Below are 22,567 nucleotides of genomic sequence, written 5' to 3'. Positions count from 1 at the left end.
GCATGATGTCAGGCCGTCCGCGGCGCGTATGAGCGAGAAGGAGATGGGGACCGCGCGGGTGGTCTCGACTGATCGACCGCCCGGTCAGGTGACCGCACCCGTCTGAGCGCGGAAGCCGCGCAGGCGCAGGCTGTTGCTGACCACGAACACGCTGGAGAAGGCCATGGCCGCTCCGGCGATCATCGGGTTCAGGAGTCCGGCCACGGCCAACGGGATGGCAGCCACGTTGTAGGCGAAGGCCCAGAACAGGTTGCCCTTGATCACGGCCAGGGTGCGGCGGGACAGGCGGATGGCGTCCGCGGCCACGCGGAGGTCGCCGCGGACCAGGGTCAGGTCGCTGGCCTCGATGGCGACGTCCGTGCCCGTGCCCATCGCCAGGCCCAGGTCGGCCTGGGCCAGTGCCGGCGCGTCGTTGACGCCGTCGCCCACCATGGCCACCACCCGGCCCGCGGACTGCAGGCGCTTGACCGCGGCCACCTTGCCCGCCGGCAGGACGCCCGCGATCACCTCGTCGACGCCCACCTGGGCCGCCACCGAGCGGGCCACCGCCTCGTTGTCGCCGGTCAGCATCACCGGGGTCAGGCCGAGGGCACGCAACCGGGACACGGCCTCGGCGCTCGTCGGCTTCACCGTGTCCGCCACCATCAGCAGGCCGCGCACCGCGCCGTCCCACGCCACCGTGACGACCGTCTGGCCGGCGGCCTCGGCCGTCGCCCTGGCCTCGGCCAGCGCCGCGGGCAACGGCGGCAGCCACTCGTCGTCGACCACGCGGCCGGCCGCCACCTCGTGGCCCTCGACCGTGCCGCGCACGCCGAGCCCGTCCAGAGCGGCGAACGCCGACACCGGTGGCAACGCACCCCGCGCGCGAGCCGCGTCGGCGACGGCGCGGGCGATCGGGTGCTCCGACGCGTCCTCCAGCGCGCCGGCCAGCCGCAGCAGCTCGCTCTCGGGCACGCCGTCCGCGACCACGTGCGACACCAGCGTCATCCGGCCCGTCGTCACCGTGCCGGTCTTGTCCAGCACGACCGTGTCCACGCGCCGCGTCGACTCCAGGACCTCCGGGCCCTTGATGAGGATCCCCAGCTGCGCGCCGCGGCCCGTGCCGACCAGCAGCGCGGTCGGCGTGGCCAGGCCCAGGGCGCAGGGGCACGCGATGATCAGCACGGCCACCGCCGCGGTGAACGCCGCCGACGGGGACGCGCCCGTGCCGAGCCAGAAGCCCAGCGTCGCGAACGCCAGCACGATCACGACCGGCACGAACACCGCCGACACGCGGTCCGCGAGCCGCTGCACCGCGGCCTTGCCGGTCTGCGCCTGCTCGACCAGCCGCGCCAGCTGCGCCAGCTGCGTCTCCTCGCCGACGCGCGTGGCACGCACGACCAGCCGGCCGCCCACGTTCACCGTCGCGCCGACCACCGCGTCGCCGGCCGACACCTCGACCGGCAGCGACTCACCCGTCAGCATGCTCGCGTCGACCGCCGACGCGCCCTCCTCGACGACGCCGTCGGTGGCGACCTTCTCCCCCGGCCGCACGACGAACCGGTCGCCGACCGCCAGCCGGTCGATCGGCACCCGCGTCTCCACGCCGCCCCGCAGCACCGCGGCCTCCTTGACACCCAGGGAAAGCAGCGCGCGCAGGGCGGACCCGGCGCGGCTCTTCGCCCGTGCCTCGAAGTAGCGGCCCGCCAGGATGAACGTCGTGACGCCGGCCGCGACCTCCAGGTAGATGTCGCCCGCGCCGCCGGTCCGCTCGATGGTCAGCTCGAACGGGTGCGTCATGCCGGGAACGCCTGCCGTGCCGAGGAAGAGCGCGTACAGCGACCAGGCGAACGCGGCGATCGTGCCCATCGATATGAGCGTGTCCATGGTCGCCGAGCCGTGCCGCAGGTTCAGCCACGCGGCCCGGTGGAACGGCAGCGCGCCCCACACGATCACCGGCGCGGCGAGGGAGAGCGACGCCCACTGCCAGTAGTCGAACTGGAACGCCGGCACCATGGCGAGCACGACGACCGGCACGGTCAGCACGAGGCTCACCAGCAGGCGGTCGCGCAGCGCCCGGACCTCGGTGTCCGCCGGCTCCGCCGCCGCCTCGGGCGGTTCGGGGACGGGAACCCGTGCGGTGTAGCCCATCTTCTCGACGGTGGCGACCAGGTCCTCCGTCGGCACACCGGCCGCCTTCACCAGCGCCTTCTCGGTGGCGTAGTTGACGCTGGCCTCGACGCCGTCGATGCGGTTGAGCTTCTTCTCGATCCGTGCGGCACACGACGCACAGGTCATGCCACCGATGATCAGCTCCACCCCGGAGGGACCGGGGTCATCGCCGGCGACGGCTGCGCGAGTGGCCGAGCCGGGCAGCCGGCTCGACTCGAACTGTTCCTGTTCACTCATGACCGTGCTCCCCCGCCACCACGGTGAACTCCGCCGTGCGGACGGTGTCCCCGTGCTTGAAGTCCAGGTACAGCCGGTAGGTGCCGGCGGAGGGCACCTCGGCGTAGAAGACGATGTTCGGCCCGGCGCTCGTCGTCCCGTCGCCGGGCGCGCCGTCCGGGTGGACGTGCAGGTAGGCGAGGTCGCCCTGCCGCAGCGCGACGAGGTGGCCGTAGGCCGCGAGGTACGGCTGGAGGTCGGTGACCGGGACGCCGTCGCGGTCGACCGTCAGCGTCAGCCTGCTCGTGGTGCCCGGGGTCAGCGTGCCGGACAGCAGCACGCGGTACTCGCCGACCGCCACGGTCAGCGCCGGGCCGGGCAGCGGCGCCGGGACGTAGTCACCGGCGACCGGGACGTCGGCCCCCAACGTCAGCCCCTCGTCCGCGTCGCGCACCCGGTAGTCGGCGAACACGCGGTAGTCACCGGCGTTCGGGAACGTCAGCGGGACGTGCCAGGTGCCGTCGGCGGCCATCGCGGGGTGGACGTGCTGGAACCCGGAAAGGTCGCGGCGCGCGACGATCAGGTGCATCAGCCTGTCGTGCGTCTCGGTGAACCGGGTGACCGCGTCGCCCGCCTCGTCGAGGATCCGGAACGTGAAGTCGGCCGGCTGTCCGGCGACGAGGCCGGTGCTCAACACGTCGAGGGTCATGCCGTCCTGGCTGACCTGCAGGCCCTTAGGCACGGCCGCGCCGTGACCGCCGTGGCCCTCCTCGGCCATGCCCTCGTGCGCGGCGGGCGCCGGCTCGGGCGAGACCGGCCCGACCAGTTGCCCGACGCCGTAGGCGCCACCGAACACGGCGGCGATCACCAGGGCCAGCCCGGCGAACTTCAGTCCCGCGGACATGGCTAGCTGGCCAACTCGTAACCGGCCTCGTCGACGGAGGCGCGGATGGTCTCGACGTCGATGGGCGCCTCGCTGGTGACGGTGACCTCGCCGGTCGGCAGATCGACCTGAACGTCCGTGACGCCGGGGATCCGCGAGACCTCGTCCGTCACCGAGCCGACGCAGTGCGCGCACGTCATGCCGGTCACCTTGTACGTGTTCGTAGTCACCGCCAACTCCTTTCCTCGGGACGACACTACCATACCCCCCCACCGTATCGGGGCAAGCAGGAGTTGTGTCCGGTGCGAGGTGGGGATGCCAGGCTGGCAGCCGTGACCCGAGATGACCTGGCAGCTGTGATCGTCGACGTGACCGGCGCGTCCCCGGAGGACATCGAGCGCGCGACCGACCTCCTCGCGCTGGGCCTCGACTCGCTCAGCGTGCTGCGGTTGGTCAACGAGCTGCGCGTGCACGGGTTGCCGGTCACCTACCAGGACCTCGCCGACGAGCCCACCCTGGACGGGTGGTGGGGCCGCGTTTCCGCGTTGCTGCGGGCGAACCCGCATCTGGCGGCGTGAGGCGCTCATAGTTCCCACATGTCGCGTTACCTGTACTTAGGGTTCCCGATCACTGGCGGGTAATTGGTGACCGCGGTCACACTTTTGCCATGACAACGCTGGAAGAGATGGGCACCGTGATGCGGGCAGTGCCCGGCCCACACGCCGGCGTCCACGAGGTCGCTGACTGGTACACGCGCAAGGCGCACCTGCTGGACCGGCTGGCCGTGGACGCCGCCGGGGTCGAGGCGGTGCGCATGCACAAGCAGGCCGTCCTCGCGCGGCGCCGGGCGGCCAAGCTCCTCGCCGTGGCCTGATTTCCCGGAGACCCCCTGTGCTAGAACAAGGTTGGCGGGCTCACCGCGTCGAAGGGGTCCGAGGTTTCCAGTACGGTGCTCGTCTCGCAGGCGAACCGCAGCGACAGTCCTGAGTGGTCGGTCAGTCGCGTCGTGCGCGGTTCATGGAGGTACTCGCACTCGACCAGGTCCTCCGCCAGTTCCTTGCTGCAGTGGGCGTGGTCGTAGCGGTAGCCGTCGCCGGTGCGGCCGATCCAGCTGTGCTCCACCCGCTCGGGATGCAGGTGGCGGAAGGCGTCCACCAGACCGTGCTTGTCGGTCAGGCCGCGGTAGAAGTCGTACTCGAACCAGCGGAACGACGTGTACTGGGGCTCGTGGTCCGGTTCGACGACGTTCAGGTCGCCCAGGAGCACCGTCTGCGTGCCCGGACTGGTCAGGCCGCTCGCCAGCGCGGTGTTGAACTCCGACAGGAAGCGCCGTTTGCGTTCCGTCCTCTCCGCTGTGGCGTCCCGGGTCGGCACGTAGGTCCCCAGTATTCGGACCTGACCCATTTGGGTGGAGATCAGCACGCCTGTCACCCGATTGGGTAGGTACGTCAGGCTTCTGCCGATCGGGTCGGCCTGCATCGGCACCTTGCTGATCACCATCACGCCGTACTCGCCCGGCGCGGGTTTCGGGTACAGGACCGCGTAGCCGGCCGTCCGGAACGCGTCGGCGAGGTGCCTGCAGCCGTCGCTCGTCCTGGTCTCGGTCAGCACGAAGACGTCCTCGTGTCTGGTGGCGAGCCACGCCAGCTGGCGGTGCGCCCGCTCTTCCGACGGGCTGCCGATATTGATCGTCAACAAGCTGAGACCGGACATGGCAAGTGATGGTAGAGAGCAGACCGACACGGTCACGACCGGGCGGCGTATCGGAGCGCCCATCGCGCTCCGGTGACTACTCCGCCGCCATCGCCAGGAGCTTGGTCACCGTGTTCCAGTTGCGGACCGTGGCCACTTCACCCTTTCGGGGAGGGAAAGCGGCCAGAATCCGGGACTTCAGCTGACCGTTCGGCAACCAGAAGTACGCCTCCCGCTCCGCGAGGTGCACCCGTTCGGGCTCGTACTCGGCAGGATCGATCTCCGGCCACCTCCCCGGCACGTCGAGAAAGGACACCACATAGCGCGACGGGTCGGTCACGACGTCACCGAGGGGGTCCGCGTCGACGACCGCCCGCAGCTCGGGCGCGGTGCGCAGTACACAGTCGACGGTGAAGCCGGCGCCCTCGGCCAGCGCCGCCTCCACTTCCTCGCGCACCTCGTCCGGGCCCTTGTCCGTCCGGACGACCGCGTTCCCGCTCTGCAGCAGCGTGCGCACGTCCGTGTAGCCGAGCTCGGTCAACCACGCCCGCAGGTCGGCCATCGCGACGCGCCGCTTCGGGCCGAGGTTGATGCCGCGCAACAGAACCACGTGAATCACACGCGGACTCTAACCCCGCAGCGTGGCGAGCGGGTCGATGTTCTCCTCGGTGAGGTCGTCGTAGTCCGTGGACACCGACAGCTCGCGCCACCGGGCGTCCGACTCGGCTCGGGCCGCCTCCACCTGCCCGGCGAAGCGGACCGCGTCGCTGCCCAGCAGCAGGCGGACCGGCGGCTCGTCGAGGTCGGCGACCGCCAGCACGACGTCCGCGACCTTCGCCGGGTCGCCCGCTGCCCGCGCCATGAGCTTGGCGCGCAACGCGTTCACGGCGCCGACGGTCCGCTCGTACGCCGGGGAGACCGGGTGGACGGCCATGGACGAGCCGGCCCAGTCGGTCCGCATGCCACCCGGCTCCAGCACGGTGACCCTGATGCCCAGCGGCGCGACCTCCTTCGCGAGCACCTCGGAGAAGCCACCGACCGCGAACTTGGCGGCCTGGTAGGCGGACAGCCCCGGAGTGGTCACCCGGCCGCCGACCGACGAGACCTGGATGATGTTGCCGGCCCCCTGTTCGCGCAGCACGGGCAGCGCGGCCCTGGTGACGTTGACGACACCGAAGAGGTTGGCCTCGACCTGCGCGCGGAAGTCGTCCGCGGGCGTGTCCTCGACGGAACCGGAGTTGGCGTAGCCGGCGTTGTTGACCACCACGTCGAGCCGGCCGAACGCCGCCACCGCGGCGTCCACGGCCGCCCGCGCCGCCGCCGGGTCGGTGACGTCCAGCGCGACCGTGCGCACCCGCTCGCCGTGGCGCTCGGCCAGCTCGGCCAGCTGCTCTGGCCTGCGGGCGGTCGCGACCAGCGAGTGCCCGGCGGCCAGCACCTTCTCGGCGATCTGACGGCCCAGGCCGCGTGAGCTACCGGTGACCAGGAAGACCTTCGTCATCGCAGTTCCTAACTGACTGGTTGGTTGACTCCTCGTTCCAGGTAAGCACCGCGGGACTGCGCTGTCAACTAGACGGTTAGTCAGGTACCGTGGCGGCATGGCTGGTGACGCGGAGGCAACCCGGCGACGGCTGCTGGACGCGGCGGCCAGGGAGTTCGCCGAGTACGGGATCGCGGGTGCCCGGGTGGACCGGATCGCGACGGCGGCGAAGAGCAACAAGGCGCAGATCTACCACTACTTCACCAACAAGGACGGCCTGTTCGACGCGGTCATGAGCGAGCTGGCGCGCGACACGCTGCGCGAGGCGCCCATCGACGCGACGAACCTCCCGGAGTACGCGGGCCGGCTGTTCGACCGCTTCACCGCCAACCCGGTCAAGGAGCGGCTCGCGAAGTGGTACCGCCTGGAGGGCGAGGGCTACGCCGCGGTCGAGGTCGTGGTGGCCAGCACGAACGACAAGCTCGAAGCGATCGCGCAGGCGCAGCGGGAGGGCCTGGTCACGAGCCGCTTCACGCCAGAGGAGCTGCTGGCGTTGGTCGTGCACATGTCCGCGCTGTGGAGCTCGATGACCCCGGAGATGGCCGGGCACGTCACCGGCATCCCGCTCCGGCGCCGCCGTCAGGTCGTGGTCGACGCGGTGGCCGCGATCCTCAGGGATTGACCGCCAGGAACAGGAAGGCCGCGAGCAGCACGAGGTGCACGCCGCCCTGCAGCCGGGTGGCACGACCGGGCACCACGGTCAGCACGCTGACCACGACCGTCAGGACGAACAGCACCAGCTGCGTCGAGCCGAGGCCCAGCACGAGCGGCCCGTCGAGCCAGACCGACGCGAGCGCGATCGTGGGGATCGTGAGGCCGATGCTGGCCATGGCGGAGCCGTAGGCGAGGTTGAGGCTGGTCTGGACGCGGCCGCGGCGGGCGGCCCGCACGGCGGCGAGCGTCTCGGGCAGCAGGACGAGCACCGCGATGACGACGCCGACGAACGACGGCGGGAACCCGACGGCGGCGACGGCGTCCTCGATGGCGGGCGACTCGACCTTGGCCAGCCCGACGACGGCGACGAGCGAGACGAGCAGCAGCCCGAGGCTCACCAGCGCGGCCCGGGTGGTGGGTGGCGGCGCGTGGTCAGCCGCGTCGTTCTCCTCGGTCCGGGCGACGGGCTCCTCGGTCTGGGCGACGGGGAGGAAGAAGTCCCGGTGCCGGACGGTCTGCGTGAGCACGAACATCACGTACAGGGCGAGGGACGCCAACGCCGCGAAGGTCAGCTGCGACGGGGAGAACTCCGGTCCGGGCTGGCTGGTGGTGAAGGTCGGCAGCACGAGGCTGAGCGTGCCCAGCGTCGTCACGGTGGCGAGGGCCGCGCCACTGCCCTCGGCGTTGAAGAGCGTCACGTGGAACCGGCGCGCCCCGACCAGCAGCGAGAGGCCGACGATCCCGGTGGTGGTGAGCATGAGCGCGGCGAAGACGGTGTCCCGCGCGAGGGAGGCGGCCCCCTTCCCGCCGGACACCATGAGCGTGACGATCAGCGCCACCTCGATCACCGTGACCGCGACCGCGAGCACCAACGACCCGAACGGCTCCCCCACCCGGTGCGCGACGACCTCGGCGTGGTGCACGGCGGCGAGCACGGCGCCGGCCAGCACCACGGCCACCAGCACGACGGCCACGACCCCGAGGTCACGTCCCCAGGTCACGGCGAGCGCGAGGACCCCGAACGCGGGCACGAGGACCGTCCAGGTCAGCCACTCCCTCCGCTCCGCCACCTCCCGACCCTATCCGTGACCATCGCCACCCCGCCGCGCGACCTGTCCGCTATGCCCGGTTGATCACATCGTTCCCCATAGCGGATGCGTGGTCGCCGGACCACCCGTCTCCACCGCGCCTCGAGATCGTCACGACCGGCGGACCTTAGGTTTTCGGGCATGCACCTCCTGTTCCTCAGCCGGCCCGACCGGGGGCACCTGTACCCGACGCTGCGCCTCGCGGAGGAGCTGGGCGGGCGGGGGCACCAGGTCACGTTCGCGTCCGGCGATCCCTACGTCGACGAGGCGGCCGGCCCCGGCGTGCGGGTGCTGCGCTTCGGCCGGGACGAGCGCGGGCTGCTGGACATGGCCGTGTTCCGGGCACAGGGCCCGGTGGACGCCGTGGTCGCCGACCCGCGCACGGCCAAGGCCGCACCGGCGTTCGGGGACCTGCCGGTGGTCGTGGCCGGGACCAACCTGGCACGCGGGCACGAGTGGCCGGGCGAGCGGGCGTTCGACCCGTACGTCTTCACCGTGCCCGGCACCCGCGGCGCGGTGCACGACCCGTGGCGGCCGGGTGGGCGCCGGCCGGTGCTGCTGGTCGACGGGCCGCCGATCGGGCCGCTGGTCCGCGCCTTCGGGGACACCGAGTGGCAGGTGGTGGTCGGGGACTCGACCAGGTACGCGGGCCTCCCGCACGCGGACGTCTTCCTGACCGACGGGCGACTCGCGGCGGTGAGCGCGGCGCTGCGGGCCGCCGTGCCGATGGTGCTCGCGCCGGGAACGGCCGAGGAGGCCGGCTACGCCAGGGACGTCGTCGCGCTCGGGGCCGGCCGGATCGCGGCGCCGGCGGAACTGCCGGCGGAGGACCTGCGCCGGGTGGTCGAACAACTGCGGGTCGACGAGCCGACGGACGCCACGGCCCGGCGCCTGGCCGGCCTGGTCGAGGCGGCGGGCGCACCGGCGACGGCCGCGGACCGGATCGAGGACCTGCTGACAGCGGCGCCGGTCGCGCGGGCCGCGTAGTCTTCGCCGACGCATTGGCAGGCGCCTCCGCGACGATAAGAGGCTCCGCCGGCGATCTTGCCGGGCGTTCACGCATCGCAGCCGACGCCGGTCACGCCGCCTCGCCGCCGGGGCGCCTGGTGCGACCCACAGGCGTGCAGCGCCATGAACGGCGCTTCCGCGGTGGTGCGGTCTCGCCAGCTGGCGGATGAGCGGATGAGCCGGCGCGCCGCGCCAGGCCTGTGAGACGGGCCACGCGCCGCAGCGGCGGCCTCCTGATGAGCGGTGGATCCAGGTAGCGCGTCCGAAAGCGGTTCAGGGCGTCGCTAGAGGGGGGTGAAGTCGGCGACGAGCTTGTCGAAGCCGCCGTTCTCGTGGGCCTCGACCAGTTGGGCGGCGAGTTCGCGCAGCTTGATGTTCCTGTTCTGGGAGGCCCGTTTCAGCAGTGCGAACGCCTCGTCGGGGCCGAAGCCCTGGTCGCGCATGAGCAGGCCCTGCGCCTGGCCGACCAGTGAGCGGGTGCGCAACGCCGTCCGCAGCTGGCCCACCAGTTCGAGGGCGTCGTGGTAGATCGACGCGTTGTCGAAGGCCACGCCGGCGTGGAGGGTGAGCAGCAGCACCACGTCGTAGGACGACTCGTCGAACGTCGCCGGCTCGCGGGACAGGAGCGTGAGCACGGCGGACTCGTCGCCCCGTGTGGACAGCGGGAGGGTCATGCAGCTGCGGTAACCGGCGTTGACCAGCTGCGTGGCGAAGGCGGGCCAGCGCTGGTCGGACATGGTGTCGGTGAGCTGCCTCGGCTCGCGGAAGGTCACGGCCTCGATGACGGGGCCGGGGCTCAACGGGTCGAACCCCAGGTCGCCGCTGGTTTGGACCGTCTCGACACCGTTGGTCGAGCGGACCGTGATGAGCGCTTCGTCGCAACCGGGGATCGTGTTGACGATCCGTTGGACGAACTTCGCCGTCGTCGCGCCGAAGTCGTCGGCGGCCACGAGGCGAGTGATCTCGGCGAGCTCGCTCGCCACGGTCAGGATGTCGCTGGGCACTCCCGGAGTCTGGGCGCGCCTCGATGCGGCGGCAAGACCGCTTGATAACCTGTCGCGAGTTTTTGCTCACGGTTACGAAGTCAGCCGTGTCTCTTGGAGGGTGGGGCACTTATGGCTGGCGGCTGGCCGCTCGGCGCTCGGCTCGGCATCGGGGTAAGACCCGCGCGGGACGGCGTCGCACTGGTAACGGCGACGGGCGAGGTCGACATCGCGACCGTGCCGTCCCTGCGAGCGGCTCTGGCGCCGCTGGCCGCCGATCCCGCGGTGCGACTACTGGTGTGTGATCTGTCCAAGGTGACGTTCTTCGGCTGTGCGGGGATTTCCGTCCTGCTCGACGCCCGCGCGACGCTGGCCAACCGGGACGCCCGGCTGCGGCTGGTGGCGACCGGGCGCGTGGTGGTGCGGCCGCTCGCCGTCATGCGGATGCTGGACCTGCTGCCCGTCAGCCCGGACGTCAGGACAGCGACGCTCTAGCCACCGCAAGCGGTCTGCTGGCCTGACCAGTGCGGTTCACTCCAGTCCCGCCACAGTGTCGTCCATAGTGGACAGTGCGCTCCACGTCGGCCGGGAACGATCCGCGGGGCACCCGGGAGTGGGATGAGCGACGGGCGTCCAGTCCTCTGTGGACGAGAAGCCGGCCGGCGACCGCGCCGGGAGCCGCGGTCACTGATCTTGGGCGGCCGGATGACGTCGAGTCGCTACCCGGGGACGAGACGACGCCGACCGCCGATCCGACACACGGGGGTGGGACGCGGCCGACGCCGCCGCCGGACGCGACTCACCGCACCCCGATCCGGGGAGTCAAAGACCTCGATCGAGTGATCACCGAAATGCCTCGACACCTGCGGTAAGTAACTTCTCACCCTCTTTTCGGCGGGTCGGTGCACGGCGTTGATGACAACGGATTAGAATCCGCAACTCTGGGTATGCAATTTGCACTTTCAACGATCACCGAGACGAGAGATGATCGATCCGCCAGAGTTGATGCTCGCGACGCCGACCGATCGGCGCTTCTCCGACGACGACTGGGTCTTCGAGCGAAAGCTGGACGGCGTGCGCGCCATGTCCATCCGCGATGGCTGGCGACCACAGCTGTGGTCCCGCAACCACAAACGCCTCGACGAGAGCTATCCGCAGCTGATCGAACTGCTGTCCTCCTCGGGCGGCACGCACTTCGTCACCGACGGCGAGATCGTCCACGACGGCGACGCCGTTCTCTACTACGTGTTCGACCTGCTGTCGCTCGGCGGGATCGACCTCACCGGGCGGCCGCTGCGGGAACGGAAGTCGATCCTGCGCACGGCCTTCCGCTTCGGCGGGGGACTGCGCTACTGCGAGCACCGCGACCGCGACGGCGAGGCCTATTACCAGTGGGCGTGCGACCACGGCTGGGAAGGGCTCATCGCCAAGCGTGCCGACTCGCCGTACCGCGGTGGCCGGTCCGGCGACTGGCTCAAGTTCAAGTGCCTGCGCGGCCAGGAGTTCGTCGTCGGGGGGTTCACCGAACCGCAGGGGTCGCGGGCCGGGTTCGGCGCGTTGATCGTGGGCTACCACGAGGGCGGCCTGCTCCGCTACGCCGGCAAGGTCGGCACCGGGTACGACCACGCCACCCTGCGTGAGCTGCGGGCACGCATGGACACCATGGCGCAGGAGGAGTCGCCGTTCGCCGACCAGGTGCCCGAGCCGACCGCGCACTGGATCCGGCCGGAGCTGGTCGTCCAGGTCGGGTTCAGCGAGTGGACCCGCGAGGGACGGCTGCGGCACCCGCGCTTCGGTGGGCTGCGCACCGACAAGCCGCCGACCGAGGTCGTCCGCGAGTAGGGCGTTTTGCGCGGACCGGACGCGGTATCCCTCAGTCATGCGTGAGTTCGACAGACAGGGTCCGCGGTCCGAAGGAGCGCCAGTGGTGTGGGCCGGGCAGGACGACGGGCCCGCGCTGGTCGTAGTCGACCCGGCGGGCACGGCAAAGCACGAGATACCCCCTACCTGGAACAAGCTCGCCGACCACTTCCAGCTGGCCTGGTGCCGGACACCGGCCGGCCACAACTCGCTGGAGGAGATCGAGGACGTCCTCGAGACGCTGACCGAGCGTCAGGCGCCCGCGAGCCTCGTGGCGAGTGGTGAGGCGTGCCCGACGGCGATCGCGATCGCCCGACAGTTCGCCGACATCGTCAGCTCGGTCCTGCTGGTCGACCCGGCCGAGGAGGACGGCGCCACGACGTTGGCCGGCACGGACATCCAGGTGCGGGTCGTGGCCAGGAGCCATCACGGAGCGAGCGACCGGGTCGAGGCGCCGATGCCACTCGGGCATCCCGAGGTGGTCGAGGCCGTCGCGGCCGCACTGGCGGACATCCGGTAATTTCGTCCTTTGTAGACACTGGATTCGCACCAGTACGGCCGGTTTTCACGGTTCGCCCCGGAATCGAGGGGTACCCGAGGACATGGAGACGACGAGACCCAACGCGGTGCAGCGGGTCCGCTACGCCTTCGGCGGCCGGCTCCCGGACCGGTACCGCGACTGGGTGCTCCACGACGCGACCGACCGCGGCTGGCTGTGGCGGTACGGGTTGAGCGTCGTGGTGCAGACCCTGCCATGGCTGGTGGTGGCGTTCGTCGTGCTCACGGTGTTCACCCCGCTGCCGGTCGGCTGGGCGTTGGCCGCGGCGGCGCTCGCGCTGGCGATGAGCCTGTACTTCACGCTCACCAGCGCCGACGAGCTGGTCGAGGCGCGGCTGGTGAAACACGGTTTCCCGCCAGGGACAGGAAAACGAACGCGAAAGGAGTGGCATCAGTGACCACCATCGAGAAGTCGGTGGACGTCAAGGCGCCCGTACGGACCGCGTACAACCAGTGGACGCAGTTCGAGTCCTTCCCGAACTTCATGTCGGGCGTGGACAAGATCGAGCAGACCACGCCGACCAGGACGCACTGGCGCACCACGATCGGCGGTGTCACGCGTGAGTTCGACGCCGAGATCACCGAGCAGCACCCCGACGAGCGGGTCGCGTGGCGGTCCGTCGACGGTCCGCAGCACGCCGGCGTCGTGACGTTCCACCGCCTCGACGACCAGACCACGCGGGTGCACCTCCAGATGGAGTACGAGCCGAGCACGCTGACCGAGAAGGCCGGCTCCGCGCTGGGCGTGGTGGGCGGCCGGGTCCAGGGCGACCTCGAGCGGTTCCGCGACTTCATCGAGAACCGCGGCAGCGAGACCGGCGCCTGGCGCGGTGACGTCGACCGCGAGCCGCAGCAGGGCGAGCGCCGGCTGGGCGACCGCGGTGGCAGCCCGTCGCAGAGCCTGCCGCCGATCGGCGAGCCCAGCCCGGACTTCGCCGGCGAGCACCACAAGCCGGCGTACTCCGACGAGGCCGCGCCGGAGGGCCCGGACGAGTCGGTGCCGAACAACGTCGCGGGCATGGACCGCAACCGGCGCAACCCGTTCTGACCGAGGTACGTAATCGGGTGAACTAGCCGGCGGGTGGAGTTGTGGTGGCTCCCCCGTCGGCCTCTTCTCCTCTGCGTCAGGGCGCGCAGTTGAGCGAGATGATGGCGGCGGGGTGCGACGGGTCGGCCGGCAACCGGATCTCCGACAGCGCGGCGTTGTCCAGCCCCGGGAAGATCCGCCGGTAGTTCCTGACGGGCAGGCCGACCAGTGTGCAGAGCGTGAGCCGGAACAGCGTGCCGTGCGCGACGACCAGCACGGTGCCGCCCCGGTGCTCCTCCTCGATGGCGCGCAACGCCGCCGCACCCCGGACGCCGGCCTCCGCGAGTGGCTCGGCGCCGGGGAAAGCGTTTGCTTCCGGGTTCTCCCGAAAGCCCTGTGCGGCCACGGGGTCCATCTCGTCGAGGAAGTGCCCCTCCAGGTCGCCGAAGTCGACCTCACGCAGGTCGGACCGCAGGTGCAGCGGCACCCCGAGCGCCTCGGCGGTCGGGGTGGCGGTGGTGACGGCCCGCCGCTGCGGTGAGCTGACCACCGTGGTCACCCCGGCGGCGACCGCCGTCTTCGCGAGCTGTTCGGCCTGCCGCACGCCGAGTTCGGTCAGTTCGGGCTCACTTCGGCCGCCCGCGTAACGGTTTCCGGCGTGCCACACGGTCTCACCGTGGCGGGCGAGGAGAAGTCGGGTCACTGTCGTCAGCACCTCCCCGCCGATCCTGCCACGAGCCGCCGGTCAGCCGCGCGCCCGAGGCGGCCACAGTGGACCGTCTCACACCCGGAAGATCAGGTCGTGGTTGAGCCGCGCGGCCGCGGTCGCGGCGGCGCCGGCCGAGCTGAGCAGCTGGGCGCTCGGGTCGACGACGTTGCCGGCCGCCCACACACCCGGCACGCTCGTGCGCCCCACGGCGTCCACGCGGACCCAGCCCTGGTCGTCCAGCTCGCAGCCCAGCTCCCTGAGCAGCGTGTCCTTCGGCACGAACGTCGGGTTCACGAACACCGCCGTCCGCGCCACGGTCCGGCCGTCCGCCAGGTCCACGCCGGTCAGCCGGCCGGCCGACACCACCAGCCGCGTGACCTTCCCCGGCTCGACCGGGATCCCGCGCGAGCCGAGCTGGGCGGCCTCGTCGTCGGTGAGCTGGTAGTCGCCGGGGAAGAGGACCACGTCCGGCGCCCACTCACGCAGCATCACGGCCTTCATCACGCCCAGCGGACCACTCGCCAGCACGCCCACCCGCTCGTCGCGGACCTCGTAGCCGTGGCAGTACGGGCAGAAGTGCACCTGGTCGCCCCACAGCTCCGCGACGCCGGGCACGTCCGGCAGCTCGTCGCGCACGCCGGCCGTCACGAGCAGTTTCCGCGCGGTCAGGACCGGACCGGAGGCGAGCGCCACCGCGAAGCCGGGCTTCGCCGACACGACCCGGTCGGCCAGGAGCTCCACCCCGTAGCCGGCGACCTCCGCACGGCCGAGCCGCAGCAGCTCGGCGGGCGGGAGCCCGTCCCGCGTGAGGAACCCGTGCGACTCGTGCGCGGCCGCGTTGCGCGGCTCCCCCGCGTCGATCACCACGACCTTCCGCCGTGCCCGGCCGAGCACCAGCGCCGCCGCCAGTCCGGCCGTACCCCCACCAACGATCACCACGTCATACATTGACGACCACCTCCGCGACCAGGATGCGGACCCAGTCCCCACCTCGACAACATTCGTTGCCGATACTGGGAACATGACCGATGCGATCACGACCGCGCTCGCCGAGGTCGGCCCCCGGCTGCGGCGGCTGCGCACCCAGCGCAACGTCACGCTCGTGGAGCTGTCCGAGGCGACCGGCATCTCGAAGAGCACGCTGTCCCGGCTGGAGTCCGGGCAGCGCAGGCCGAGCCTGGAGCTGCTGCTGCCGATCTCCATCGCCCACCAGGTGCCGCTGGACGAGCTGGTCGGCGCGCCGAAGGTGGGCGACCCGCGCGTGCGGATGGAACCAAGGATGTCGGGCGACCGCACCGTCGTGCCCCTGACCAGGCAACCCGGCGGCCTGCAGGCGTACAAGATGGTCATCCCGCCCGGCCGGCCCACCGAGCAGCGGACCCACGAGGGCTACGAGTGGCTGTACGTGCTGTCCGGGCGTGCCCGGCTGCTGCTCGCCGACCACGACCTCGTCATGCAGCCCGGCGAGGCGGCGGAGTTCGACACCCGCCTGCCGCACTGGTTCGGCTCGGCGGACGACCACCCGGTGGAGATCCTCAGCCTGTTCGGCAAGCAGGGCGAGCGGATGCACGTCCGCGCCAAGCCGAAGCGGTAACGTGGCCGCTCATGGCCTGGCTGCCCGCTGACTTCGCACACCCCACGACGGTCCCGATCATGGACGGCTACCACCTGCGGCCGATCCGGGAGTCGGACGTGGAGATCGACTACCCGGCCGTGATGGGCTCGCGGGAGCGGCTGTGGCGGACCTACGGCGAGGCGTGGGGCTGGCCGCCGGAGACGATGACGGTCGAGCAGGACCGGGCCGACCTCGCCAGGCACGAGCGGGAGATCGAGGCGCACGAGTCGTTCAACTACGCGCTGCTCGACCTCGGCGAGACCGAACTGCTCGGCTGCGTGTACGTCGACCCGCCGGGGAAGGCGGGCGCGGACGCGGAGATCAGCTGGTGGGTGGTCGACGACCGCGTGGGCACGCCCCTCGAGGAGGCGCTCGAGATCCTGGTGCCCCGGTGGATCGCCAGGATCTGGCCGTTCCAGGCGCCCCGGTACGTCGGCCGGGACCTCAGCTGGGGGGAATGGCTCGCGCTGCCCCCTTACTCCCCCTCCTGAACCGCCTTCGACAGCTCGGGTAAGGGCTCGTGAGGCCACTCGTGCGTGATCATCCGATGCCCGCGGCCGGGCCTCAGGGCGAATCTTCTCCTTGTCGGAAAGAAGAGACAGGAGAAGGACATGAACATCACGCCGGAGTTCGTCCAGGCCGAGATCGACTACCGCCTCGAGCGGGCCCAGACCGCGGCACTGACCCGCGACGCCAGGGAGGGCCGCGGCGGGCGCCCGTCCCTGCTCCGCCGCTGGCTGACGGGATCCCATCGCACGCCGGTCCGCCGCCGCGTGACCCCGGCGCTGCCGTGAGCGCTCAGGCGGGGGTCGGGTAGGCGGCCGTGCGGACGAAGCGCACCTCGGACAGCGGCACCTCCCGACCCTCGTCGTCGACGTAGGCCACGTGCAGGGGGCGGTCGTCGCTGGAGCGGCGGACGACCGTGGGGCCCTTCAGGTACGGGCGGTGCTCGTCACCCCACTGCTGCAGTGCGCCCAGCACCACGCGCAGGTCCCCCCCGGCCGCGGTCAGGTGGTACTCGTGGCGCGTTCGCCTGCCCTCCTCCTGGTACGGGCGGCGCTCCAGGACACCCGCCTCGACCAGCGTGTTCAGCCGGCTGGTGAGGATGTCGGGAGCCACGCCCAGCGTGGCGCGGAAGTCGGCGAAGCGGGTCGTCCCGGCCAGCGCCTCACGCACCACCAGGAACGTCCACCGCTCGCCGAGCACCTCGAGGGTGCGGGCGATCGAACACGGCGTTTCCATGACCTCCATCATATCTCTGAGTTGGAAAATCCTACTCATGCTAACTTGGAAAAACCTACTCAGACTCCAAGGAGCACGAGATGCAGATCAACGGCGCGACCGCCCTCGTCACCGGCGCCAACCGGGGCCTTGGCCGCCGCTTCGCCCAGGCACTCCTCGACCGAGGCGCGGCGAAGGTGTACGCCGCCGCTCGCGACCCCCGCACCGTCGACCTGCCCGGCGTCGTCCCGGTGCGGCTCGACATCACCGACCCGGCCCAGGTCGCCGCGGCCGCCGAGCTGGCGCCGGACGTCGACCTGCTGATCAACAACGCGGGCACCGGCACCGGCGCCACCCTGCTCGACGAGGACCCCGCGAACATCCGCCTCGAGATGGAGACCCACTACTTCGGCACGCTGTCGGTGGCCCGCGCGTTCGCCCCGGTGCTCGCGGCGGCGGGCGGCGGCGCGCTCGTGAACGTGCTGTCCGTGCTGTCGTGGACGACCGCGCCGGGCCTCGAGGCGTACTCCGCCGCCAAGGCCGCCGAGCTGTCGCTGACCAACGGCCTCCGGCTCGCCCTCGCCGACCAGAAGACACTGGTCACGGCGCTGCACGTGGGGTTCATGGACACCGAACTGGTCGCGCACGTCGACGCGCCGAAGAGCGACCCGCTGGTGGTCGCGAACCTCGCGCTGGACGGAGTGGAGGCCGGCGAGCCGGAGGTCGTCGCCGACGAGCGGTCCCGCCAGGTCCGCGCCGCGCTGTCCGGCCCGCTGTCGCTGCTGTTCCCGAGCGTGGCCTGAGGTTGCCAGACCGACCGCCGCCGCCGCGTGGCGCGAGTAACCTCCTGCTGGTGTTGCGCGTCGACGAGGCCGAGCTCGACTGGGACGACCACGACATGCCGTCGTACCGGGGCGAGCCCTTCACCGGCGAGGTCGCGGAGTACGGCCCGGACCGGCAGCTGTTGTCCCTGACGTCCTATGTGGAGGGCCGACCGGACGGCCCGTTCCGGGTGTGGACCAGGACCGGCGTGCTGATCGTCGAGGGGCAGAGCCGGCGCGGTGACACGGTCGGCACGCAGCGCGAGTGGTACCCCAGCGGCTCGCGGAAGGTGGAGCGCGCGTACGACGACGGCGGCGGGCTGCGCCGGGTGACGCGCTGGGACGAGCAGGGCAAGGTCATCTCGGACGAGACGTACGAGCGGTGAGGGTGCCGTCCTCGGTCGAGGAGGCCGTGCGGCTGCAGGTGGATCTGGCGCCGTCGGTCGTCCGGTCCGCGCCGCCGGGCTTCGCCCCGCGCACCGCCGCCGGCCTGGACGTGGCCTACGCCATCGGTTCCCCGTTCCTCGCCGCGGCCGCGGTGACCGTGTCGGTGGCCACGGGCGAGGTGCTGGAGTCGGCCACCGCGCTGGGCGAGGCGGAGTTCCCGTACGTGCCGGGGCTGTTCGCCTTCCGCGAGCTGCCGACGCTCCTCCGGGCGCTCTCCCGGCTGACGGTCACCCCCGACCTGCTGCTGGCCGACGGGCACGGTCTCGCCCACCCCCGCCGCTTCGGCCTGGCCTGCCACCTCGGGGTCGAGACGGGCCTGCCCTCGATCGGTGTGGCCAAGACCTCGATGGGTCCCTATGTCGCGCCGGCCACCGCGCGTGGCGCCCGGTCGCCGCTCCTCGACGGCGACGAGGAGGTCGGCGCGGTCCTGCGCACCCAGCGGAACGTGAAGCCGGTCTTCGTGTCGATCGGCCACCTCGTGGACCTGGACACCGCATGTGCCCAGGTCATCGCGCTGACGCCGCGGTACCGGCTGCCGGAAACCACGCGAGCAGCCGATCATCTGTCGCGGCAGGCACTCCACGCACGCGTTTTCCGTTAGCCATGTCCATCGGCGGTCGGCCGACGAGCTACTGAACGTTAACAGTGTGAATCCTGTGCTAATCCTGGTTTTCAGACTGTGCTTGAGCGGCCAAGAGTGCGAGGATCGGACCCGTTGGGTTGGTTGCGGGACCGTCGGGGCCCAGGCACGGCCCAACCTAGTTGGAGGGTCGCGGTGACCAAGCAGCAGTTGATCGTGCAGTCCCCAAGACGACTTCCACCGATTCGGAAGCGCCCCTTACCAGCGCCTGGTGAGCGTCTTCGCCGGGCAGTGGACAGCGTGCTCGCCGGCCTCACCGGCGAGGCCGACCTGTCCCGTCTCGACGACGTCCTCCGCGCCGCGCTCGCCTGGACGGCCGCCGCCGGGGACACGTGCCGCGTGGAGGCCGCCGTCCGGCAGGTGCGTGACGCCCGGGTGAGCCTTCGCCACGCCGACCTCGAACACGCCAGGACGGCCCTGACCGCCGCGCGCGACGACCTGCACCCGGTGCCCAGCCAGCGCGCTGTCCACTGAGCGGGCCTCCCTCCGCCAAGCTCCGGCGGGCGTTCACTGACATCCTTGTCGGATGGACCCACAGCTGAGTGCGCTCGCCGAGGCGCGCGGAGTTGCCACCTGGTACGAGAACGCCGACCGCCAACGGGTGACGGTGGCCGAGGAGGTCGTGCGCGCCGTCCTCGACGAGATGGGACCGCCGGTCCCGTCGAGCACCAGGGTCGTCACGGAGGGTCCGGACACTCCCCCGCTCGGCTATCACCAACTCGATGACGGCACCGAGCTGATCGTCACGCCGCGTCGACTGCCCACGGTCGACCCGGCGTGGGGCTGGATGCTGCAGCTGTACGCGTTGCACTCGCCGGGCTCGTGGGGCATCGGGGACTTCGCCGACCTGCGGGAGTTCACCCGGGCCTCCGGCGCCGGTGTCGTGCTGGTCAACCCCGTCCAGGCGATCACACCGGCGCTGCCCGTGCGGCGCTCGCCGTACTCGCCGTCGAGCCGCCGCTTCGCCAACCCCATCTACCTGCGGATCACCGAGACCGACGAGTTCCGCCGGGCCGACCAGCAGACCCGCGAGCACGTCCTGCGCCTGGCGCCCGAGCGCGCCGAGCTGATCGACTACGACGCCGTGTGGACCGCCAAGCTGGCCGCGCTGGAACTGCTCTGGCCGGGTGCACCCGAGCCCATGAGCGACGAGCTGCGGGACTTCGCCACGTTCTGCGCGCTCGCCGAGCGGCATGGCGGCGACTGGCGGGACTGGCCGGCGGACCTGCGCCGCCCGGACGGCGCGGCCGTGGCACGCGCCCGGGAGGAGCTGGCCGGCCGGGTCGCCTTCCACGCGTGGCTCCAGCGGCTGTGTGAGACCCAGTTGGGCAACGTCCTGGCGAGCACCGACGCGAAGATCGTCCACGACCTGCCGGTCGGCGTCGACCCGGCCGGCGCGGACGCCTGGGCGCTGCAGGACGTGCTCGCCCCGAACGTCCGGGTCGGCGCGCCGCCGGACGCGTTCAGCCAGCAGGGCCAGGACTGGAACCTGCCGCCGTGGCGCCCGGACCGGCTCGCGGCCGCCGGCTACCGGCCGTTCCGCGAGGTCATCCGCAGCGTGCTCCGGCACGCGGACGGCATCCGCGTCGACCACATCGCGGGCCTGTTCCGGCTGTGGTGGATCCCACCGAACCACCCGCCGAACGAGGGCACGTACGTGTACTACGACGCCGACGCCATGCTCGGCATCCTCGCGCTGGAGGCGCACCTGGCCGGCGCCATGGTGGTGGGCGAGGACCTCGGCACGGTGCCCGAGGAGGTGACCGACGCCATGCACGCCCGCGGCGTGCTCAGCTCGTCGGTGCTGTACTTCGAGCGGGACTGGGACGACGAGACGGCCGATCCCCCACCGCTGCTGGCGCCCAAGGACTGGCCGGTCGACGCGATGGCCAGCATCTCCACCCACGACCTGCCCACCACGGCCGGGTTCCTGCGCGGCGAGAACGTGCGGGTCCGTGCCGAGCTGGGCCTGATCGACGACGTCGACGGCGAGCGGGCACGGGCCGAGGAGGCGAGGACCGAGATGCTGGCGGCGCTGTCCGAGCACGGGCTGCTGCCGGCCGACCCGTCCGAGCCGGACCTGGTCGTCGCGCTGCACCGGTTGCTCGGCACGGCCGCTAGCCGCCTGCTGCTGACCTCGCCGCAGGACGCCCTGGGCGATCCGCGCCAGCCGAACCTGCCGGGAACCGTCGACGAGTACCCGAACTGGCGAATCCCGCTACCCCTCGGGGTGACGGAGCTGCTCGCCGACACCCGGGTTCAGGCCGCGGTCGCCGCGCTGCGTGATGCCCGCTCAAACGGGGTATCACCCTGATTGACCATCCCCTGAGCGGCAAAACGTGAGCCTGTCCGCTCTACGGTAGTAATGACGATCGCCCGTTTCGACGAGGAGCACGCGTGCAGCCCTGGCCCGGTTCCCCCTACCCGCTCGGCGCCACCTATGACGGTGCCGGCACCAACTTCGCGTTGTTCTCGGAGGTCGCCGAAGCAGTCGACCTGTGCCTGTTCGACGAGCAGGGCAGGGAGCAGCGCGTCCGACTACCCGAGGTCGACGGGTTCGTCCACCACGGCTACCTGCTGAACGTCAACCCCGGGCAGCGGTACGGCTTCCGGGTGCACGGACCGTACGACCCCGGCCAGGGGATGCGCTGCAACCCGAACAAGCTGCTGCTCGACCCCTACGCGAAGGCCGTCACCGGCCAGGTCGACTGGGACCAGGCCGTGTTCGGCTACGACTTCGGCGAGCCGGACTCGCGCAACGACCTCGACTCGGCCGGGCACACGATGCTCGGCGTCGTGGTCAACCCGTACTTCGACTGGGCCAACGACCGGTCGCCGAGCATCCCGTACCACGAAACGGTGATCTACGAGGCACACGTGCGCGGGCTCACCATGCGCCACCCGGAGATCCCCGAGGAGCTGCGCGGGACGTACGCGGGCCTGGCGCACCCGGTGATGATCGACTACCTGAACACGCTCGGCGTGACCGCGGTGGAGTTGATGCCGGTGCACCAGTTCCTGCACGACCACGGCCTGACCGAGCAGGGGCTGTCCAACTACTGGGGCTACAACACCATCGCGTACTTCGCCCCGCACGACCAGTACGCGAGCCGCACCGACGCGGGCGGCCAGGTGCAGGAGTTCAAGGCCATGGTCCGCACGCTGCACGAGGCGGGCATCGAGGTCATCCTCGACGTGGTCTACAACCACACCGCGGAGGGCAACCACCTCGGCCCGACGCTGTCCATGCGCGGCATCGACAACGACGCGTACTACCGGCTCGTCGAGGACGACAAGCAGTACTACATGGACTACACGGGCACCGGGAACTCGCTGAACGTGCGCAACCCGCACACGCTGCAGCTGATCATGGACTCGCTGCGGTACTGGGTGAACGACATGCACGTGGACGGCTACCGCTTCGACCTCGCGGCCACGCTGGCCCGCGAGTTCT

The 22,567-nt window shown here is 71.4% G+C and carries 28 protein-coding genes and 1 pseudogene; 18 read left to right on the top strand and 11 right to left on the bottom strand.

Annotated features, from left to right (window positions below; genetic code table 11):
• Positions 1-84: 84 nt before the first annotated feature.
• From ACJ73U_RS33775 to ACJ73U_RS33765, 3 genes are all read right to left on the bottom strand, one after another.
• Positions 85-2,277, bottom strand: a complete 2,193-nt coding sequence (locus ACJ73U_RS33775; protein WP_407781805.1) for a heavy metal translocating P-type ATPase — start codon at positions 2,275-2,277, stop codon at positions 85-87.
• Between the two features lie 103 nt (positions 2,278-2,380).
• The gene (locus tag ACJ73U_RS33770) at positions 2,381-3,271 is read right to left on the bottom strand and encodes a hypothetical protein (protein WP_407781804.1); all 891 of its coding nucleotides are present in this window, start codon (positions 3,269-3,271) and stop codon (positions 2,381-2,383) included.
• 2 nt (positions 3,272-3,273) lie between these two features.
• The gene (locus ACJ73U_RS33765) at positions 3,274-3,480 is read right to left on the bottom strand and encodes a heavy-metal-associated domain-containing protein (RefSeq protein WP_407781803.1); all 207 of its coding nucleotides are present in this window, start codon (positions 3,478-3,480) and stop codon (positions 3,274-3,276) included.
• A gap of 102 nt (positions 3,481-3,582) precedes the next feature.
• Here ACJ73U_RS33765 and ACJ73U_RS33760 point away from each other — a divergent pair, with 102 nt between their 5' ends.
• Together ACJ73U_RS33760 and ACJ73U_RS33755 are read left to right on the top strand one after the other, a co-directional pair.
• Positions 3,583-3,828, top strand: a complete 246-nt coding sequence (locus tag ACJ73U_RS33760; protein ID WP_407781802.1) for a phosphopantetheine-binding protein — start codon at positions 3,583-3,585, stop codon at positions 3,826-3,828.
• Between the two features lie 89 nt (positions 3,829-3,917).
• Positions 3,918-4,124 carry a hypothetical protein gene (locus tag ACJ73U_RS33755; RefSeq protein ID WP_407781801.1) on the top strand — a complete coding sequence of 69 codons (207 nt, stop codon included), beginning with the start codon at positions 3,918-3,920 and terminating at the stop codon, positions 4,122-4,124.
• Between the two features lie 20 nt (positions 4,125-4,144).
• On the opposite strand, the gene ACJ73U_RS33750 is transcribed toward ACJ73U_RS33755, so the two are convergent.
• From ACJ73U_RS33750 to ACJ73U_RS33740, 3 genes are all read right to left on the bottom strand, one after another.
• The gene (locus ACJ73U_RS33750) at positions 4,145-4,963 is read right to left on the bottom strand and encodes an endonuclease/exonuclease/phosphatase family protein (protein WP_407781800.1); all 819 of its coding nucleotides are present in this window, start codon (positions 4,961-4,963) and stop codon (positions 4,145-4,147) included.
• 76 nt (positions 4,964-5,039) lie between these two features.
• On the bottom strand, positions 5,040-5,561 hold the full coding sequence (locus tag ACJ73U_RS33745; RefSeq protein WP_407781799.1) for a DUF1697 domain-containing protein: 522 nt from the start codon (positions 5,559-5,561) through the stop codon (positions 5,040-5,042).
• Positions 5,562-5,570: 9 nt separating this feature from the next.
• On the bottom strand, positions 5,571-6,443 hold the full coding sequence (locus ACJ73U_RS33740) for an oxidoreductase (RefSeq protein ID WP_407781798.1): 873 nt from the start codon (positions 6,441-6,443) through the stop codon (positions 5,571-5,573).
• Positions 6,444-6,540: 97 nt separating this feature from the next.
• Here ACJ73U_RS33740 and ACJ73U_RS33735 point away from each other — a divergent pair, with 97 nt between their 5' ends.
• Complete coding sequence (locus ACJ73U_RS33735) at positions 6,541-7,104, top strand: TetR family transcriptional regulator (protein ID WP_407781797.1); 564 nt, start codon at positions 6,541-6,543, stop codon at positions 7,102-7,104.
• Here the strand turns inward: ACJ73U_RS33735 and ACJ73U_RS33730 are convergent.
• Entirely contained in the window at positions 7,094-8,206 is a 1,113-nt protein-coding gene (locus tag ACJ73U_RS33730) for a calcium:proton antiporter (protein WP_407781796.1), read from the bottom strand. The genes ACJ73U_RS33735 and ACJ73U_RS33730 overlap by 11 nt on opposite strands.
• Positions 8,207-8,365: 159 nt before the next feature.
• Here ACJ73U_RS33730 and ACJ73U_RS33725 point away from each other — a divergent pair, with 159 nt between their 5' ends.
• Positions 8,366-9,211 (top strand): glycosyltransferase, encoded by an 846-nt coding sequence (locus ACJ73U_RS33725; RefSeq protein ID WP_407781795.1) that lies wholly within the window; start codon positions 8,366-8,368, stop codon positions 9,209-9,211.
• Between the two features lie 305 nt (positions 9,212-9,516).
• On the opposite strand, the gene ACJ73U_RS33720 is transcribed toward ACJ73U_RS33725, so the two are convergent.
• Complete coding sequence (locus tag ACJ73U_RS33720; protein WP_407781794.1) at positions 9,517-10,236, bottom strand: GAF and ANTAR domain-containing protein; 720 nt, start codon at positions 10,234-10,236, stop codon at positions 9,517-9,519.
• A gap of 111 nt (positions 10,237-10,347) precedes the next feature.
• On the opposite strand from ACJ73U_RS33720, the gene ACJ73U_RS33715 reads away from it, so the two are divergent.
• The 5 genes and pseudogenes from ACJ73U_RS33715 to ACJ73U_RS33695 form a co-directional block, all read left to right on the top strand.
• Complete coding sequence (locus ACJ73U_RS33715) at positions 10,348-10,710, top strand: anti-sigma factor antagonist (RefSeq protein ID WP_407781793.1); 363 nt, start codon at positions 10,348-10,350, stop codon at positions 10,708-10,710.
• Positions 10,711-11,199: 489 nt separating this feature from the next.
• Positions 11,200-12,057 (top strand): ATP-dependent DNA ligase, encoded by an 858-nt coding sequence (locus ACJ73U_RS33710; RefSeq protein ID WP_407781792.1) that lies wholly within the window; start codon positions 11,200-11,202, stop codon positions 12,055-12,057.
• Positions 12,058-12,139: 82 nt separating this feature from the next.
• The gene (locus tag ACJ73U_RS33705) at positions 12,140-12,595 is read left to right on the top strand and encodes a hypothetical protein (protein WP_407781791.1); all 456 of its coding nucleotides are present in this window, start codon (positions 12,140-12,142) and stop codon (positions 12,593-12,595) included.
• An 82-nt stretch (positions 12,596-12,677) separates the two neighbouring features.
• Complete coding sequence (locus tag ACJ73U_RS33700) at positions 12,678-13,031, top strand: DUF5313 family protein (protein ID WP_407781790.1); 354 nt, start codon at positions 12,678-12,680, stop codon at positions 13,029-13,031.
• Positions 13,028-13,477 (top strand): annotated as a pseudogene (locus ACJ73U_RS33695) (SRPBCC family protein); the annotation flags it as partial. The gene ACJ73U_RS33700 and the pseudogene ACJ73U_RS33695, both read left to right, overlap by 4 nt.
• Positions 13,478-13,757: 280 nt before the next feature.
• Here the strand turns inward: ACJ73U_RS33695 and ACJ73U_RS33690 are convergent.
• Together ACJ73U_RS33690 and ACJ73U_RS33685 are read right to left on the bottom strand one after the other, a co-directional pair.
• Entirely contained in the window at positions 13,758-14,363 is a 606-nt protein-coding gene (locus ACJ73U_RS33690) for a histidine phosphatase family protein (RefSeq protein ID WP_407781789.1), read from the bottom strand.
• 78 nt (positions 14,364-14,441) lie between these two features.
• The gene (locus tag ACJ73U_RS33685; RefSeq protein WP_407781788.1) at positions 14,442-15,317 is read right to left on the bottom strand and encodes an NAD(P)/FAD-dependent oxidoreductase; all 876 of its coding nucleotides are present in this window, start codon (positions 15,315-15,317) and stop codon (positions 14,442-14,444) included.
• Between the two features lie 73 nt (positions 15,318-15,390).
• On the opposite strand from ACJ73U_RS33685, the gene ACJ73U_RS33680 reads away from it, so the two are divergent.
• From ACJ73U_RS33680 to ACJ73U_RS33670, 3 genes are all read left to right on the top strand, one after another.
• Positions 15,391-15,963 carry a helix-turn-helix domain-containing protein gene (locus ACJ73U_RS33680; protein WP_407781787.1) on the top strand — a complete coding sequence of 191 codons (573 nt, stop codon included), beginning with the start codon at positions 15,391-15,393 and terminating at the stop codon, positions 15,961-15,963.
• 11 nt (positions 15,964-15,974) lie between these two features.
• Positions 15,975-16,475, top strand: coding sequence for a GNAT family N-acetyltransferase (locus ACJ73U_RS33675; RefSeq protein ID WP_407781786.1), 501 nt, complete (start codon positions 15,975-15,977; stop codon positions 16,473-16,475).
• Positions 16,476-16,595: 120 nt separating this feature from the next.
• Entirely contained in the window at positions 16,596-16,778 is a 183-nt protein-coding gene (locus tag ACJ73U_RS33670) for a hypothetical protein (protein WP_407781785.1), read from the top strand.
• A 4-nt stretch (positions 16,779-16,782) separates the two neighbouring features.
• Here ACJ73U_RS33670 and ACJ73U_RS33665 read toward each other — a convergent pair whose 3' ends face one another.
• Positions 16,783-17,226, bottom strand: coding sequence for a winged helix-turn-helix transcriptional regulator (locus tag ACJ73U_RS33665; RefSeq protein WP_407781784.1), 444 nt, complete (start codon positions 17,224-17,226; stop codon positions 16,783-16,785).
• 80 nt (positions 17,227-17,306) lie between these two features.
• Between ACJ73U_RS33665 and ACJ73U_RS33660 the strand changes: the two genes are divergently transcribed.
• The 6 genes from ACJ73U_RS33660 to ACJ73U_RS33635 all read left to right on the top strand — a co-directional run.
• On the top strand, positions 17,307-18,008 hold the full coding sequence (locus ACJ73U_RS33660; RefSeq protein WP_407781783.1) for an SDR family oxidoreductase: 702 nt from the start codon (positions 17,307-17,309) through the stop codon (positions 18,006-18,008).
• A gap of 50 nt (positions 18,009-18,058) precedes the next feature.
• Entirely contained in the window at positions 18,059-18,412 is a 354-nt protein-coding gene (locus tag ACJ73U_RS33655; protein WP_407781782.1) for a toxin-antitoxin system YwqK family antitoxin, read from the top strand.
• A complete protein-coding gene (locus ACJ73U_RS33650) occupies positions 18,409-19,074 on the top strand; it encodes an endonuclease V (protein WP_407781781.1) in 666 nt (221 codons plus the stop codon). The genes ACJ73U_RS33655 and ACJ73U_RS33650 overlap by 4 nt, the downstream gene beginning before the upstream one ends.
• 270 nt (positions 19,075-19,344) lie before the next feature.
• Entirely contained in the window at positions 19,345-19,587 is a 243-nt protein-coding gene (locus ACJ73U_RS33645; protein ID WP_407781780.1) for a hypothetical protein, read from the top strand.
• A 52-nt stretch (positions 19,588-19,639) separates the two neighbouring features.
• Positions 19,640-21,427 (top strand): 4-alpha-glucanotransferase, encoded by a 1,788-nt coding sequence (gene malQ / locus ACJ73U_RS33640; RefSeq protein ID WP_407781779.1) that lies wholly within the window; start codon positions 19,640-19,642, stop codon positions 21,425-21,427.
• 83 nt (positions 21,428-21,510) lie between these two features.
• A partial coding sequence (locus ACJ73U_RS33635; protein ID WP_407781778.1) for a glycogen debranching protein occupies positions 21,511-22,567 on the top strand: 1,057 nt, incomplete at its 3' end.

Source organism: Actinophytocola sp. (assembly GCF_045807065.1).
GTDB lineage: Bacteria > Actinomycetota > Actinomycetes > Mycobacteriales > Pseudonocardiaceae > Actinophytocola.
This window is presented reverse-complemented; position numbering and strand designations above follow the sequence as displayed.